The sequence below is a fragment of the Rathayibacter sp. Leaf299 genome, assembly GCF_001423055.1.
GTDB classification, from domain to species: domain Bacteria; phylum Actinomycetota; class Actinomycetes; order Actinomycetales; family Microbacteriaceae; genus Rathayibacter; species Rathayibacter caricis.
In genome coordinates, this window is the sequence record NZ_LMNT01000004.1 from 112,806 (window position 1) to 128,104 (window position 15,299).

Genomic DNA, 15,299 nt, shown 5'->3' on the forward strand with positions numbered 1-15,299 from the left:
ATCGACAGCAACACGCGGACGGAGCGACGCGCAGGCCGACACGACCTTGCAGGACGATTCCGGCGAGGATGCTCACGCCGAAGCGGAGCCGAGAAACTGCTGGGGTACCTGGACTCGAACCAAGAACAACTGAACCAGAATCAGCCGTGTTGCCAATTACACCATACCCCAATGGCCATCCACAGGTGAGGGAGGAGGCCAGGCGGCGGCCGGAAGAACTTCCGGCGCCGAGGAAGAACACTACCCTACGGGCGCACGCCGCTCAAATCGACGCCGGCCTCGTGGATCGCGTGGGCCTCGGACTCGGGGGCGGCCTCGCCGAGGCGGGCGCGCACGAGGTCGCGGTTGACGGCCGAGGCGACCTGGGCGCCGGAGCCGGCGGCCACGATCAGCTGCTGCGGGCCGGGGGCGGTGACCTCGCCGGCGGCGTAGAGGCCGGGGACGGAGGTGCGTCCGCCCGCGTCCACCCGGAGGAAGCCGTCGCGGTCGGTCTCGGGGCCGGCGGCGTCGAGGTACTCGAGGACCGGCACCCAGATCGGGCGGACGAAGGCGCCGGTGCGCGGGATGACGTCGCCGTCCTCGAGCAGGACGCCGGTCATCTCCGCGCGCTCGCCGGCGAGGTCTGCGACAGGGCGGCGCTCGACGCGGATGCCGATCGAGCCGAGCAGGGACTCGTCGGCGTCGCTGACGACTCCGATGCCGTTGGTGAAGACGATCAGATCGGTGGACCACTGCGAGAGGAGCATGGCGCGCTCGGCGAGGTCGGAGGTCTCTCCGATCAGGGCGAGGGGCTCCCCCGCCTTCTCGTAGCCGTCGCACTCCATGCAGCTGTGCACGGCGGTGCCGTAGTAGGCGCGGAGGCTGGGCAGGCGGGGCAGCTTCTCACTGAGGCCCGCGGCGACGACCACGGCGGTGGCCACGACGGCGCGGTTCGCGGCGCCGCGCACGCCGCGCGCGGAGACGAGGAACTCGCCGCCGGAGCGCTCGACCGAGGTCACCAGGGCGTTGTGCACCTCAGCGGCCTCGTAGCTCTCGACCTCCTCGCGGCCGAGGCGGCGGAGCTCGAGCGGTGAGACTCCGTCGCGGGTCAGGAAGCCGTGCGAGTGCAGCGTCGCGGCGTTCCGCGGACGGTTGCTGTCGAGCAGCAGGACGCTGCGACGGGCGCGCGCCAGGTTGAGCGCGGCCGACAGTCCGGCCGGGCCCGCGCCGATCACGACGACGTCGTACTGGCCTCCCACCGCCTCGGCCATGCTCAGGCCGGTCCGGCGGAGGCGGAGGTGCGGTCGGCGAGGCGCGAGAGGCGCGCGAGCGACTCCGCCCTGCCGAGGATCTCCATCGACTCGAACAGCGGGGGCGAGACTCGGCGACCCGAGATCGCGGTGCGAAGAGGTCCGTAGGCGATGCGGGGCTTGAGCCCGAGGCCCTCGATCAGGGCCGAGGCGAGCGCGGCCTGGATCGAGGCGGTCAGCCACTCCCCCTCCGGCACAGCGGAAAGCGCCTCGATCGACGCGGCGAGCACGTCGCCGGCGTTCGCGGGGAGGCCCTTGAGCGCGTCCTCGTCGTAGGACAGCGCCTCGGCGGTGGTGAAGAGGAAGCCGAGCATGCCGGGCGCCTCGCCGAGCAGGCCGATGCGCTCCTGCACGAGCGGCGCGGCGGCGTCGAGGACGGCCCTCTGCGCAGGGGTCGGCTCCCCGTCGAGCACGCCCGCGGCGATCAGGTACGGCACGGTGCGCTCGGTGAAGTCGTCGACGGCGAGCAGGCGGATGTGGTCGCCGTTGATCGACTCGGCCTTCTTGAGGTCGAAGCGCGCGGGGTTCGGGTTCACGTCGGCGACGTCGAACGCGGCGATCATCTCGTCGATCGAGAAGACGTCGCGGTCGTGGGTCAGCGACCAGCCCAGCAGCGCGAGGTAGTTCACCAGGCCCTCGGGGATGAAGCCGCGGTCGCGGTGGTGGAAGAGGTTCGAGGAGGGGTCGCGCTTCGAGAGCTTCTTGTTGCCCTCGCCCATGACGTACGGGAGGTGGCCGAAGCGCGGCACGAAGGTGGTCACTCCGATGTCGATCAGCGCGTGGTACAGCGCGATCTGCCGGGCGGTGGAGGGCAGGATGTCCTCGCCGCGGAGCACGTGCGTGATCTGCATGATCGCGTCGTCGACCGGGTTCACCAGCGTGTAGAGCGGCTGGCCGTTGGGGCGCACGACGACGAAGTCGCTGAAGGAGCCGGCGGGGAAGGTGATCTCGCCGCGGACGAGGTCGTCGAAGGAGAGGTCGGCGTCGGGGACCCGCAGACGCAGCGCGGGGCTGCGGCCCTCGGCGCGGAACGCCGCGCGCTGCTCCTCGGTGAGACCGCGGTCGAAGTTGTCGTAGCCGTGCTGCTTGGCGCGGCCGGCGGCCTCGTTGCGCGCGTCGATCTCCTCGGCCGTGGAGTAGCTCTCGTAGAGGTGGCCCGACGCGAGCAGGCGCTGGATCACGTCGAGGTAGACGTCGCTCCGCTCGGACTGGCGGTACGGACCGTGCGGGCCGCCCACTCCGACGCCCTCGTCCCAGTCGAGCTTGAGCCAGCGCAGCGCGTCGACGATCTGCTCGTAGCTCTCCTCGCTGTCGCGGGCCGCGTCGGTGTCCTCGATGCGGAAGACGAAGGTGCCCCCCGTGTGCCGCGCGTACGCCCAGTTGAACAGGGCGGTGCGGATGAGGCCGACGTGCGGCGTCCCGGTCGGGGACGGGCAGAAGCGGACGCGCACGTCGCTCCCGGTCGCGGTCGTGAACGGGTGCGCCGCTGCGGCGCGATCGGAGGGCGGGGTGAGCTCAGACATACGCCCGCGATTCTAGCCGCGGAGCGCGCAGTGCCGTCGGGCTGGACAAGGGGCGTTCCGGGGGTGCGGCCTCCGCGCGGACGCCGGTTCAGGGGTCCTCCGCACCGCCGCACGGACGGGATCCTCCGCATGACCGCGCTCCCACGCCCTTTATCGCGAAGCAGTGCTCCGCGTCAACGGACTCGTCTTCTCCCAGGAGCAGTGGTGCTCTGTGCAGAGCGCTTCTCCGGGGCCGCTCGATGAGGAGCGCACCGCATCCGCCATGCCCCGGGCCTCGCGCCAGCACGCCCGGAAAGGGGATTCGGATGAGCACGACCGTCGCCATGTCGCGCGCCACCGCCGCGATGGATCCGGCACGCGAGGAGAAGGACGCGCGCACCCTCTCGCTGTTCCGCGCGGCCGCCGAGGCCACGGGCGCCGAGGGCGACCGCATCCGCGAGCGCATCGTGCTCGACCACCTCGGACTCGCCGAAGCCATGGCCCGCCGCGTCTCGCGCGGAGGCGGAGCCGGCGGCGACTGGGCGGACCTGCGCCAGGTCGCGTACGTCGGCCTCGTCAAGGCCGCCCGTCGCTTCGCTCCCGAGCGCGGTGACAGCTTCGCCGCCTTCGCCGTGCCCACGATCACCGGCGAGCTCAAGCGCCACCTGCGGGACCTGGGCTGGATGGTCCGCCCGCCGCGCAGCGTGCAGGAGCTGCACCGCCGCTCCGGGGTCGTCGCGGAGGAGCTCTCGCAGGAGCTCGGTCGGCACCCGTCCGACCGCGAGATCGCTCTGCGGCTCGGCGTCGACGCCTCCGAGGTCGCCGATGCCCGCTCGGCCGGTCATCCGCTCTCGCTCGACGAGACGGTCGGCACGGGCGGCGACGGAGGAGTGCGGCTCGGCGAGACGCTCGGCGGCGACGACGAGAACCTCGCGGCGATCGACCGTCGTCACGGCCTTGCCGCGGCCCTCGCGGAGCTCGAGGACGCGCAGCGCGAGCTGCTGCGCATGCGCTTCGTCGAGGAGATGACCCAGCAGCAGATCGCGGAGGCGCTCGGCACGACGCAGATGCAGGTCTCGCGCCTGCAGCGCCGGATCCTCGCGCAGCTCGCCGACCGCCTGGGCGCTCCCTCGCGCTCCCATCAGCCGCGCTCCCCCCGCTCCCGCGTCGCCGTGGTCACGCCCGTCCGGCAGGCACCCCGCCTGCGGTCCGCCTGAGGTGCGCCTCGGCGCGCGAGGGCAGCGAGGCGAGGGCGTCCAGGACGTCCTCGGTCTGCACGGCCAGGAGGGCCGGGTCCGGCTCGGACGAGAAGACGTCGCCCTTGCGGAGCGACGCGTCGGTCAGCACGATGTGCGGTCCGCTGACGGGCGGGCCCCAGGCCTCGGGCGGCGCCGGTCCGAAGATCACGACCGAGGGGATGCCGTAGGCCGAGGCGAGGTGAGCGGCTCCGGTGTCGACGGTGACCAGCGTCTCGGCGGCGGCGACCACCGCGGCGAACTCGACCAGGTCGACCTCCCCGGCCAGCACCTCCCCGGTGCCGGCGAGCTCGGCGACGCGACGGGCGCGATCGGCCTCGTTCGCGCCTCCGGTGTAGACGACGCGGTGCCCCTGGTCGGCGAGCGAGCGGGCGACCGCGGCGAAGCGCTCCTCGGGCCACTCCCGCGAGCCGTAGAAGGCGCCGATGTGCACGACGGCGGCGCCGTCGACCCGGGGCGCGACCTCGGGGACCGCGATGGCGACGTCCTCGGGATCGGCGTCCAGGCCGATCGAGTTCACCAGGCGAGCCCAGCGCGCGCGCTCGAGTTCGCCGTCGATCCAGAGCGGGCGCGGGTCGTCGTGGCTCGCGTCGGGATCGAGGGCCGGCACGCGGAACTCGAGCGTGCGCTCGGGCTCGATCTCGGCGAGGCGCAGCCGCGACTCCGGACCGTTGCCGTGCAGGTTGACGCCGAGCTCGACGCGGCCGGCGGCCATCGGCAGCGGATCGTCGAGACCGTGGAGGGTGGGCACCAGGGCGTCGAGCCCCTCGATCAGGTCGACGATCGGCTCGAGCCAGGGTGTCGTGGCGAGAATCAGCCGGTGCTCGGGGAAGCCGCGGCGCAGCGCCCTGAGCGCCGGCACCGCCACGAGGATGTCGCCGAGCTTGAGCGCGCGGAGCGCGAGGACCTCCGGGGTGCCGTCCGGTTCGGTGAGAGCGCGCACGGCGCCTCCTTCCTGTCGGAGGTCCCGTACCCCGTCGCCGGACGCTCAGACGCACGCGCCCCGATCCCGACGCGCCCGAGCGGCACCACTTCTCCTCGGCACCGTTTACGAGGAGGAGAAGCAGGGTACGAGAACGGTGTGACCGACCCGATGCACCCGCGCGAGCAGCGCGGCACCGCCGAGCTCGAGCGGACCCCGCGACTGCGCGGGATCCTCTTCGACCGCGATGCCACGCTCGTCGTCGACGTGCCCTACAACGGCGACCCCTCGCGGGTCGAGCCGATGCCGACCGCCCTCGACGCCGTCGAGCGCGCGCGCGAGGCGGGGCTCGCGATCGGAGTCGTCACGAACCAGTCCGGCATCGCCCGCGGCATCATCGACCGCGGCCAGGCCGACGCGGTGAACCGGCGGGTCGACGAGCTCTTCGGCGGCTTCGACGTCTGGATGCTCTGCCCGCACGGACCCGAGGACGGCTGCGACTGCCGCAAGCCCGCGCCCGGGATGGTGCTGGGCGCGGCCGCGGCGCTCGGGCTGCCCGCCGACTCCCTCGCCGTGATCGGCGACATCGGCGCCGACGTGGGCGCGGCGGCCAACGCGGGCGCGCGGGGCGTGCTCGTCCCCACTCCGGTCACGCGGGCCGAGGAGGTGGCGGCCGCGGCGTTGCGCGCCGACACGCTCCTCGAGGCGGTCGAGCTGCTCCTGGCGATGCAGCCGGACCCGTCCGAGGAGGGCCCCGCATGACCCGCCGCGTCCTCGTCGCCCGCCTCGACAGCGCGGGCGACGTGCTCCTCTGCGGCCCCGCCGTCCGCGCGATCGCCGCGGACGCCGAGGTGCTGCTGCTCGCGGGGCCCCAGGGTGCGCCCGCCGCCGCTCTGCTGCCCGGGCCGACGAGCGTCCGCACCTGGTGGTGCCCGTGGATCGGCGACGCCTCGCGACCGGTCGACGCCGCGCTCGTGGCGGAGCTGCACGCGATCGTCGAGGAGTTCGCCCCCGACGAGGCCGTGATCCTGACCTCCTTCCACCAGTCGCCGCTGCCGCTCGCGCTGCTGCTGCGTCTGGCCGGCGTCGCGCGGATCAGCGGCGCCTCCGTCGACTTCGCGGGTGCGCTGCTCGACGTGCGCCTCGTGCCGGGCGAGACGCTCGAGGAGGACCAGCCGGAACCGGAGCGCGCCCTCGCCATCGCCGCCGCGGCCGGCTTCGCGCTGCCCGAGGGCGACGACGGACGCCTGCGCGTGCGCCGCGAGGGCGTGCTGCCGGCCGCGCTCGAGGGAGTGGGCCCCTACGTCGTCGTGCACCCCGGAGCGGCGGTGCCGGCGCGCGCCTGGCCCGCGGCGAACGCGGCCCGCGCCGTCGAGCTGCTCGCGGACGAGGGCTTCGCCGTCGCCGTGACCGGCGGCCCCGGCGAGCGCACCCTCACGGCCGAGGTCGCGGGCACCCGCGGCATCGACCTGGGCGGCGCGACCGACTTCGCCGGTGCCGCCGAGGTGCTCGCCCGCGCCGAGGTCGTCGTCAGCGGCAACACCGGTCCGGCGCACCTCGCCGCGGCCGTCGGCACTCCGGTCGTCAGCCTCTTCGCCCCGGTCGTCCCCGCGATCCGCTGGGCGCCGTACGGCGTGCCCGTGGAGCTGCTGGGCGATCAGGGCGCCGCGTGCGCCGGCTCCCGCGCCCGGGTCTGCCCGGTGCCCGGCCACCCCTGTCTGACGGGGGTGAGCGCCGAGGAGGCGGTCGCCGCCGTCCTGCGACTCCGCGCCCTCGGGCGCTCCACCACGACCACGACGGAGGCGATGGCATGAGGATCCTCCTCTGGCACGTGCACGGCGGCTGGGCGGACGCGTTCGTCCGCGGCGACCACGAGTACCTGCTCCCCACGACGGACGCCCGTGACGGCTGGGGCCTGGGCACCGGCGGCCGCGACTGGCCGAACGCGATCGAGATCGCCCCCGAGGACCTGCTCGACGCCGACGTCGACGTCGTGCTCCTGCAGCGCCCCGAGGAGCTCGAGGAGGCGGAGCGACTGCTGGGCCGGCGCCTCGGCCGCGACGTGCCCGCCGTCTACGTCGAGCACAACACCCCGCGCGGCGACGCCCCGACCAGCCGTCACCCGCTCGCCGACCGCGACGACCTCCTCCTGGTGCACGTGACGCACTTCAACGCGCTGATGTGGGACACCGGATCGACGGCGACGACGGTGATCGAGCACGGGATCCATGACCCCGGTCCCCTCTACACGGGTGAGCTCGCGCACCTGGGAGTCGTGATCAACGAGCCGGTGCGGCGCAACCGCGTCACCGGCACCGATCTGCTGCCCCGCTTCGCCGAGGTCGCGCCGCTCGACGTGTTCGGGATGAAGACCGAGGGCCTCGCCGAGCTCGCCGGGTTCCCGGAGGGGCGGCTCGCCGTCCTCGGCGACGTGCGGACGAGCGAGATGCACGCGCAGCTCGCCCGCCGCCGCGTCTACCTCCATCCGTTCCGCTGGACCTCGCTCGGCCTCGCGCTGCTCGAGGCGATGCACCTGGGCATGCCCGTCATCGCGCTCGAGACGACCGAGGCGGGCCGCGCGGTGCCGCCCGGCGCGGGAGCGGTCTCGAACGACCTCGACGAGCTCGTCGCCGCCGCTCGCGACCTGATCGCGGATCCGGAGCGCGCCGCCGCCGCCGGGGCGATCGCCCGCGAGAGCGTCCTCGAGCGCTACGGCCTCGCCCGGTTCCACCGGGACTGGGACGAGGTCCTCTCCGATCGTCCGCGCCGCACCGGCCGGACCCTCACCGCCGCAGGGACCCGAGGAGGGAGCACCCGATGATGCACACGACCACCACCCGACCGCTCGCGATCGCGATGGTCTCGGAGCACGCGAGCCCGCTGGCGACGCTCGGAGGCGTCGACGCGGGCGGCCAGAACGTGCACGTCGCGGCCCTCGCCGACGCGCTCGCCCGCCGCGGCCACCGCGTCACCGTCTACACCCGGCGCGACGACCCCTCCCTCCCCCGCCGCGTCCCGTTCACCTCCGGAGTCGAGGTCGTGCACATCGACGCCGGCCCGGCCGCGAAGGTGTCCAAGGACGATCTGCTCCCGTACATGGGCGACTTCGCCGTCGACCTCGCGAACGACTGGCTCGACTCCCGCCCCGACCTCGTGCACAGCCACTTCTGGATGTCCGGGGTCGCCGCGCTCGACGCCTCCGAGCGGGTGGAGCGCGCGACGGGCCGCCGCGTGCCGGTGTTCCACACCTTCCACGCGCTCGGAGTGGTCAAGCGCCGCCAGCAGGGCGCGCTCGACACGAGCCCCGAGGAGCGCGCCTGGCTCGAGCCCGGAGTCGGCCAGCGCGCCGACGGCATCGTCGCGACCTGCTCCGACGAGGCGTTCGAGCTCAAGGGCCTCGGCGTGCCGACGAGCAGCATCTCGGTCGTGCCCTGCGGGGTGGACCTGGAGCGCTTCTCCCCGGACGGACCCGTGGCCGAGAAGACGCGTCCGATCCGGCTCATGAGCATCGGGCGCCTCGTGCCCCGCAAGGGCATGGGCCACGCGATCGAGGCGCTCGCCCGCCTGGTCGACGACGGGCACGACGCCGAGCTCGTCATCGTCGGCGGCTCGGGCTCGGGCGACGCGCTCGTGGCCGATCCCGAGTACCAGCGCCTGCACGGCGTCGCCGAGGGCCTCGGAGTCGCGGACCGCGTCCACCTCGTGGGCCAGCTCTCGCAGACCGAGATGCCCGCGATGCTCCGCTCGGCCGACATCGTCGTCTGCGCCCCGTGGTACGAGCCGTTCGGCATCGTGCCGCTGGAGGCGATGGCGTGCGGCCGGCCGGTCGTCGCGTCCTCGGTCGGCGGGCTCATCGACACCGTCGTCGAGGACGTCACCGGCGTGCACGTGCCGCCCCGCGACCCGGCGGCCCTCGCCGCCGCCCTCGCCGCTCTGATCGCCGACCCCGAGCGCGCCCGCGCCTACGGAGCCGCGGGTCGCGAGCGCGTCGAGTCGCGCTACTCCTGGGACCGCGTCGCCGCGGACACGGAGCGCGCGTACCTCACCACCCTCGCCGGACTCGGCGAGGGGGAGGCCGTCCTGACCGGCGCTCCCCGCAGCTCCCACTCCTCGAAGACCCGGAAGGCGGCCCCCCGACGATGAGCATCGACACCGTGCTGGACACCCCGACGGACGCCGCCCGGCGGATCGTCGACGACCACATCTCCCGCTCGCTCGACGTCGTCGCGCAGCTGGAGCGCCACTCCGAGCAGATCGTCGCCTGGGGCGTCGAGCTCGCCGACCGCCTGCACTCGGGCGCCCGGCTGCTCGCGGCCGGCAACGGCGGCTCCGCGGCCGAGGCGCAGCATCTGACGGCCGAGCTGGTCGGCCGCTTCGACGGCGACCGCGTGCCGTTCTCGGCGATCTCGCTGCACGCCGAGACGTCCAGCCTCACCGCGATCGGCAACGACTACGGCTTCGACCACGTCTTCGCCCGCCAGGTCACGGCTCACGCGCGCTCCGGCGACGTGGTCGTGCTGCTCTCGACCAGCGGGCGCAGCGCCAACCTGCTGCACGCCGCCGAGGCGGCCCGCGCCGCAGGAGCCCGCACCTGGGCGCTCACCGGTGACGGTCCCAACCCGTTGACCGACGCGTGCGACGAGGCGATCGCACTGGAGGGCCACGGCTCGAACGTGCAGGAGGCGCAGCTCGTGCTCGTGCACGCGCTCTGCCGGGCCTTCGAGCACCGCATCCGCGCCCGCACGGGAGCCGCCGCGTGAGCCCGCGCCTGCGGATCGCCGTGGTCGGCGACGTGATGCTCGACGTCGACCTCTCGGGGCCCGCCGAGCGGCTGAGCCCCGACGCGCCCGTTCCCGTCGTCGACGTCTCTACCCGCGGCGTGCGCGCCGGCGGAGCCGGGCTCGTGGCACGGATGCTCGCCCGCGACGGACACGACGTCACCCTCGTGACGGCGCTGGCCGACGACTCCGACGCCGACGTGGCGGAGCTGCGCGCGGCGCTGGACGGGATCCGCGTGGTCGCCGGCCCGTCGGGAGCACCGACTCCGGTGAAGACGCGCGTCGCCGCCTCGGGGCAGGCCGTCGTGCGCTTCGACCGCGGCTGCGAGCGCCCGCCGGTCCCGGCCGTCACCGACGGCATGCTGGCGGCGCTGCAGGACGTCGACGCCGTCGTCGTCGCCGACTACGGCCGCCGCCTCACCGAGGACGGGTCGCTGCGCGCGGCGCTCGACGCCCTCACCGTGCCGCTCGTGTGGGATCCGCACCCCCGCGGCACCGCGCCCGTCGCCGGCACTGCGCTCGCGACTCCGAACCTCGCCGAGGCGACCGCGTTCTCGCAGGCGACGGGCCGCGGAGTCACGCTCGCCGAGACCGCCGCGACCACCCTGCTCGAGCGCTGGGGCTGCGCCGCCGTCGCCGTCACCCTGGGCGGCAGCGGCGCCCTGGTGCGCTCGCGCGGCGCGGGCGTGCCCGTCGTCGTGCCCGCCGCCTCCGTGCCGCCGACCGACCCGTGCGGAGCGGGCGACCGGTTCGCAGCGTCGGCCGCGGTGGCCCTCGCCTCGGGCGCGACCGCCTCGGAGGCGGTGAACGCGGCCGTCTCGGACGCCGGCGCCTACCTCCTCGCGGGCGGGGTCGCCTCGCTCTCGGCGCCCGCCGACACCGCGGTCCTGCACGGCGCCGGCGTCGACGCTCTGCGCGTCGCCGAGGCGGTCCGCGGCTCCGGAGGCACAGTCGTCGCGACCGGCGGCTGCTTCGACCTGCTGCACGCGGGACACGCCCGCACGCTCTCGGCGGCCCGGGCGCTGGGCGACTGCCTGATCGTCTGCCTCAACTCCGACGACTCGGTGCGCCGTCTCAAGGGCGTGTCGCGACCGATCATCCCCGAGGACGACCGGGTCGATCTGCTGCTCGCGCTCGAATGCGTCGACGCGGTGCTCGTCTTCGGCGAGGACACCCCCGACGAGGCGCTGCGCCGCATCCGCCCCGACGTCTGGGTGAAGGGCGGCGACTACTCCGCCGAGTCCCTCCCCGAGACCGCGACCGTCGCCGAGTGGGGCGGGCGCGTGCTCACCGTGCCGTACCACCCGGGCCGCTCGACCACCCACCTCGCCGCGGCGCTCGCCCGCGTCGGCTGACCTCTCTCTTCCCGCCCCGCGACGGCGAGCCACCCGCGACCCGTCGCACCGTCACCCAGAAGGACATCATGAGTCTCACCCCCACCCCCATCGGCCGCGTCCTGATCACCGGAGGCGCCTCCGGCCTCGGTGCCGCCGTCGCCGCCGCGGTCACCGCCGCGGGCGGCACCCCGATCGTGCTCGACCGCGACGTCTCGAGCGTGGCCGAGGGCGTCGCCGCCTACCAGGTGGACGTCGCGAAGACCCGCGAGGCCGAGAAGGCCGTCGTCGACATCGCCCGCGAGCACGGCGGACTCGACGCCGTCGTCACCGCCGCCGGGATCGACCGCTGCGGCCGCCTCGTCGACGTCGACCCGGAGGAGTGGGAGCGCGTCATCTCGGTCAACCTCCTCGGCACCGCCGCGGTGGTCCGGGCGGCGCTGCCGTTCCTCACCGAGACCCACGGCCGCGTCGTCACCGTCGCCTCCTCGCTCGCGATCAAGGCCGTCTCGGACGCGACCGCCTACTGCGCGTCGAAGTTCGGCGTGCTCGGCTTCACCCGCGCCCTCGCCGCCGAGACCAAGGGCGAGATCGGCGTCACGACGCTCATCCCCTCGGGCATGAAGACGCGCTTCTTCGACGACCGCGACGCGCAGTACAAGCCGGGCCCCGACGCCCTGCTCAACGAGCCCGAGAACGTGGCGAACGCCGTCATGTTCGTCCTCGGCCAGCCGCAGGGCTGCGAGGTGCGCGAGCTCGTCATCACGCACGAGGAGGAGCCGTCCTGGCCGTGAGCCGCGTGATCCCCTAGGGATCGACTCCGCGAGACGCCACTCCGGTCCGCGACACATCGTCGCAGGCGCACCGGAGTGGCGTCTCGCGTCTCAGCGGGTGGCGGCGAGCACCTCGCGCACGTCCTCCAGGACGGCCTCGATCCGCACGTCCGCCACGAACGACGGGTCGTGCTCGCAGCGCGGAGCCGTCCAGCCGACCTGCGTCGTGTCGCGACCGCAGACCGGGCACGCGGTGGTCCAGCTCAGCTGCACGCGGTGGCGCTGCCGACCCAGCGGTGCGGCGTTGATCGCGTTGCCCACCCAGAAGACGCCGACGGTGGGGGCGCCGACCGCAGCGGCGAGGTGGCGGGGGCCGCTGTCGTTGCCGAGCACCAGGTCGGCGAGCGAGAGCAGCGGAGCGAGGTCGCGCAGCTCCACGCGTCCCGCCCACGACTCGGCGCCGGGCGCCCCCGCGACGATCGCGTCGGCGGCGGGCACGTCGGAGTCGTCGCCGACGACGAGCACGCGCGCTCCGTCCTCGAGCAGGGCCCGGGCCACCGCGGCGAACGACTCGGAGGGCCAGCGGCGGCGCGGATCCGTCGCCCCCGGGTGGATCAGCACGAGCGGACCGCCTCCGCCCAGCGTCGCCGCGAGCCGGTCGCGGCGCTCGACGTCGACGCGCAGCTCCGGCTCCAGCCGGACCGCCGGCGCCCCGGCGAGGCCGACGACTTCCAGCGCGCGCAGCATCTCGTGCTGGTAGTAGACGTAGGGGATCGTGCGCTCGAGCTCGGCGGCGTCGGGTGTGCGGGAGCCGATGGTGTGGCGCGCGCCCAGTCGCTGCAGGAACGGGTTGGAGTAGCGCCCGCCGCCGTGCAGCTGCACGGCCAGATCGAAGGAGCGCGCGCGCATCCGGGCGGTGAAGTCCTCGACGACCCGCGGGTCCTCGCCCTGGCCGTCGCGGACACCCTGCGCCACGGGCAGCACCTCCACGTCGGAGACGGGCGACACTCCGCCCTCGAGCAGGACGCGGTGGGCGGGAGTGCCGAGCAGGGTGATCTCGGCTCCCGGGTAGGCGGCGGCCAGCGCATCCACGGCGGGCAGCGCGAACAGCAGATCGCCGAGGCCGCCGCCGCGGAGCACGGCGATCCTCTCGACTCCGTCGAAGCGCTCTCGGAGGGGGGCGATGGCGACCACGGGGTGTTCCTCTCGGTGGTGCGGAGCCGGAGGGCCGGATCCGGGGAAGGTGCACTCCTCCCCTTCCCCGGACGGCCCGATCCGAAACGCCCGCGACCGGAGTCGACCCCGCGGGGTCAGCGGCGCGCGCCCGAGCGGCCGGCGAAGCGGGTGTAGACGAGCAGCACGATGATCGCGCCGATGACCGAGCCGATGATGCCGGCCGGCTGCAGGAATCCGTCGCCGGCGTCCTGCCCGAAGATCAGGAAGCCGAGGAACCCGCCGACGAACGAGCCGACGATGCCGAGCACGATGGTCATGAGGATGCTGATGCTCTGCCGTCCGGGGACGAGGAGGCGCGCCAGCGCTCCGGCGATGAGACCGACGACGACGATGCTGATGATGAGACCGATCACGATGGTCACCTTCCGTTGGGCGGACCGGGTCCGCGTGTCAGCCCTGCTGGTGCGGGGCCTGAGGCAAAGGTTCCACCCGCAGGGAGGCTGCGGTACACCCCTGGGGGTGTGGTCTCCGCTCGCCGGGGTGCGGTAGCGTCCGACCCATGTCCCGGACCGCGCCCCTCACCGTCGCGCTGGTCGACGACTACGACGTGGTCCTCACCGGCCTCGCGCACATGTTCGACCACTACCGCCACCGCGTGCTGGTCGCCGAGATCGACGCCAACGCGAGCCTCTCGGACACGATCGACATCGTGCTCTACGACTCGTTCGCGCAACCGGAGTCGGACCACGACGAGATCGCGGGCCTCGTGAGGAACCCGCGCGCCCGCCACGTCGTCGTCTACACCTGGAACTTCGCACCGACCCTCGTCGCCGACGCACTCGAGCAGGGCGTGCACGGCTACCTCTCCAAGACGCTGCCCGCCCGCGACCTCGTCGCCGCCCTCGAGCGGGTCGCCGCGGGCGAGATCGTCGTCAGCGATCCTCCGCAGCGGGCCGGAGCCGCGCCCGGGCTCGACTGGCCGGGCCGGCACGAGGGCATCACCGACCGCGAGTCCGAGATCCTCGCGCTCATCACGCAGGGCAAGAGCAACGCCGACGTCGCCGCGCTCACCTATCTCAGCCCCAACACGGTGAAGTCCTACATCCGGAGCGTCTACGGGAAGATCGGAGCGACGAGTCGCACGCAGGCCGTGCTCTGGGGCGTCGACCACGGCTTCACACCGGATCACCACCGCATCGACCACTGGCTCGGCGGGCCCTGAGCCGCCTCAGCGCCGTGTGCCCGCTTCAGCGCCCTCCGCGCAGCGTCTCGAGCGGATACTCCCCGAACCGCTGCAGGTACGCGCCGGCGAAGCGGCCCGGGTTGAGGAAACCCCAGCGCGCCGAGACCGCGGCGATCGTCGTCGTGTCCGGATCCGCGTGCCGCAGCTCGTCGCGCGCCCGGTCGAGCCGGACGTCGCGGAGGTAGCCGAGCGGGGTCCGGCCGAAGTGCCGCCGGAACGCGAGCTGCAGCGCGCGCGGAGTGAGCGCCGCCGATGTCGCGATGTCGCTGAGCGAGATCGGCGACGAGGCGAAGGCGTGCACGAACTCGGCCGCCCGGAGGAGGTGGGCGTTGCGCGGCCGGAGAACGTCGGCGGGGACGGCGACCGGGCGGTGCGGGAACGCCGCGAGGAGCCGGAGCGCGACTCCGCGGTCGGCCTCGGCCAGCTGCAGTGCCGGCGCGCGGGAGGCGAGCACCCCGGACAGGTCGCGCACCGCATCCCACCAGGCGTCGACATCGGCGGGTCGGGGCACCACGCGGTGGTCGAAGACCAGCGGGGCCGGATCGGCGCCCGTCGACTCCGCGGCGACTCCCTCGAGGAACCCGCCGCCCACGTGCACGAGGCGCTGGTCGTACTCGCCGAAGTCGAACTCGAACGGGCGTCCCGTGGGGAACACGGCCGGGCGTGCGCGCAGGAGCGGCGTCTCGTCACGGCCGACGTCCATCACTCCGCGACCCGCCTGGAGCCACGAGACGACGTACTCCCCCTTCGGTGCGATCTCTCCGCGGATGGAGCCGCGGAAGGTGGAGGTGCGGACGCTGACCTGCTCGTCGCCCAGCGCGGTGTAGCGGAAGAAGAAGGAGTCGGGCAGCGGCTCCGCCCGGAACCGCGTGCCGTGGTACCCGTCCGAGTAGAAGGCGACCGCCTCGTCGACCCGGCGGCTCGCGTGCTCGAAGCCGGACACCGCCGGCAGTGCCGCACTCATCACTCGAGTCTGCCAGCGGGCGGCTCGGCGATCGACAGGAGAACCCCGTGTTTCCTCGCCGC

The 15,299-nt window shown here is 74.2% G+C and carries 15 protein-coding genes and 1 tRNA gene; 9 read left to right on the plus strand and 7 right to left on the minus strand.

From position 1 onward, the window contains the following. Positions 1-99: 99 nt before the first annotated feature. The 3 genes from ASF48_RS14975 to gltX form a co-directional block, all read right to left on the minus strand. Positions 100-171 (minus strand) — tRNA-Gln (locus ASF48_RS14975). A 74-nt stretch (positions 172-245) separates the two neighbouring features. Then, a complete protein-coding gene (locus ASF48_RS14980) occupies positions 246-1,250 on the minus strand; it encodes an NAD(P)/FAD-dependent oxidoreductase (protein ID WP_055793495.1) in 1,005 nt (334 codons plus the stop codon). Positions 1,251-1,252: 2 nt separating this feature from the next. Continuing rightward, positions 1,253-2,812, minus strand: coding sequence for a glutamate--tRNA ligase (gltX, locus tag ASF48_RS14985; protein WP_055793497.1), 1,560 nt, complete (start codon positions 2,810-2,812; stop codon positions 1,253-1,255). Positions 2,813-3,117: 305 nt separating this feature from the next. Here gltX and ASF48_RS14990 point away from each other — a divergent pair, with 305 nt between their 5' ends. Then, positions 3,118-4,008, plus strand: coding sequence for a sigma-70 family RNA polymerase sigma factor (locus ASF48_RS14990; protein ID WP_055793499.1), 891 nt, complete (start codon positions 3,118-3,120; stop codon positions 4,006-4,008). Here the strand turns inward: ASF48_RS14990 and ASF48_RS14995 are convergent. Beyond that, positions 3,968-4,990, minus strand: a complete 1,023-nt coding sequence (locus ASF48_RS14995; RefSeq protein ID WP_055793501.1) for a glycosyltransferase family 9 protein — start codon at positions 4,988-4,990, stop codon at positions 3,968-3,970. The two genes, ASF48_RS14990 and ASF48_RS14995, sit on opposite strands and share 41 nt — an antisense overlap. Positions 4,991-5,128: 138 nt before the next feature. On the opposite strand from ASF48_RS14995, the gene ASF48_RS15000 reads away from it, so the two are divergent. The 7 genes from ASF48_RS15000 (at position 5,129) to ASF48_RS15030 (ending at position 11,875) form a co-directional block, all read left to right on the plus strand. Further along, positions 5,129-5,731: an HAD-IIIA family hydrolase gene (locus ASF48_RS15000; protein ID WP_327205447.1), complete on the plus strand. Its 603-nt coding sequence runs from the start codon at positions 5,129-5,131 to the stop codon at positions 5,729-5,731. Continuing rightward, positions 5,728-6,783: a glycosyltransferase family 9 protein gene (locus ASF48_RS15005; protein ID WP_055793503.1), complete on the plus strand. Its 1,056-nt coding sequence runs from the start codon at positions 5,728-5,730 to the stop codon at positions 6,781-6,783. The genes ASF48_RS15000 and ASF48_RS15005 overlap by 4 nt, the downstream gene beginning before the upstream one ends. After that, entirely contained in the window at positions 6,780-7,790 is a 1,011-nt protein-coding gene (locus tag ASF48_RS15010; protein ID WP_055793505.1) for a glycosyltransferase, read from the plus strand. The genes ASF48_RS15005 and ASF48_RS15010 overlap by 4 nt, the downstream gene beginning before the upstream one ends. Continuing rightward, the gene (locus tag ASF48_RS15015) at positions 7,787-9,112 is read left to right on the plus strand and encodes a glycosyltransferase (RefSeq protein WP_235577265.1); all 1,326 of its coding nucleotides are present in this window, start codon (positions 7,787-7,789) and stop codon (positions 9,110-9,112) included. Before ASF48_RS15010 ends, ASF48_RS15015 begins: the two co-directional genes overlap by 4 nt. Further along, complete coding sequence (locus ASF48_RS15020) at positions 9,109-9,729, plus strand: D-sedoheptulose-7-phosphate isomerase (RefSeq protein WP_055793507.1); 621 nt, start codon at positions 9,109-9,111, stop codon at positions 9,727-9,729. The genes ASF48_RS15015 and ASF48_RS15020 overlap by 4 nt, the downstream gene beginning before the upstream one ends. Positions 9,730-9,737: 8 nt before the next feature. Then, the gene (locus tag ASF48_RS15025; RefSeq protein WP_055793913.1) at positions 9,738-11,102 is read left to right on the plus strand and encodes a PfkB family carbohydrate kinase; all 1,365 of its coding nucleotides are present in this window, start codon (positions 9,738-9,740) and stop codon (positions 11,100-11,102) included. Between the two features lie 68 nt (positions 11,103-11,170). Further along, positions 11,171-11,875: an SDR family oxidoreductase gene (locus ASF48_RS15030; protein ID WP_055793508.1), complete on the plus strand. Its 705-nt coding sequence runs from the start codon at positions 11,171-11,173 to the stop codon at positions 11,873-11,875. A 90-nt stretch (positions 11,876-11,965) separates the two neighbouring features. Here the strand turns inward: ASF48_RS15030 and ASF48_RS15035 are convergent, their stop codons facing one another. Together ASF48_RS15035 and ASF48_RS15040 are read right to left on the minus strand one after the other, a co-directional pair. Next, positions 11,966-13,048: a glycosyltransferase family 9 protein gene (locus tag ASF48_RS15035; RefSeq protein ID WP_055793511.1), complete on the minus strand. Its 1,083-nt coding sequence runs from the start codon at positions 13,046-13,048 to the stop codon at positions 11,966-11,968. Positions 13,049-13,164: 116 nt separating this feature from the next. Then, on the minus strand, positions 13,165-13,443 hold the full coding sequence (locus tag ASF48_RS15040; RefSeq protein WP_055793914.1) for a GlsB/YeaQ/YmgE family stress response membrane protein: 279 nt from the start codon (positions 13,441-13,443) through the stop codon (positions 13,165-13,167). 146 nt (positions 13,444-13,589) lie between these two features. On the opposite strand from ASF48_RS15040, the gene ASF48_RS15045 reads away from it, so the two are divergent. Continuing rightward, positions 13,590-14,252, plus strand: a complete 663-nt coding sequence (locus ASF48_RS15045) for a response regulator transcription factor (protein WP_055793513.1) — start codon at positions 13,590-13,592, stop codon at positions 14,250-14,252. A 25-nt stretch (positions 14,253-14,277) separates the two neighbouring features. On the opposite strand, the gene ASF48_RS15050 is transcribed toward ASF48_RS15045, so the two are convergent. Next, positions 14,278-15,237, minus strand: a complete 960-nt coding sequence (locus ASF48_RS15050; RefSeq protein ID WP_055793515.1) for a helix-turn-helix transcriptional regulator — start codon at positions 15,235-15,237, stop codon at positions 14,278-14,280. Positions 15,238-15,299: the final 62 nt, after the last annotated feature.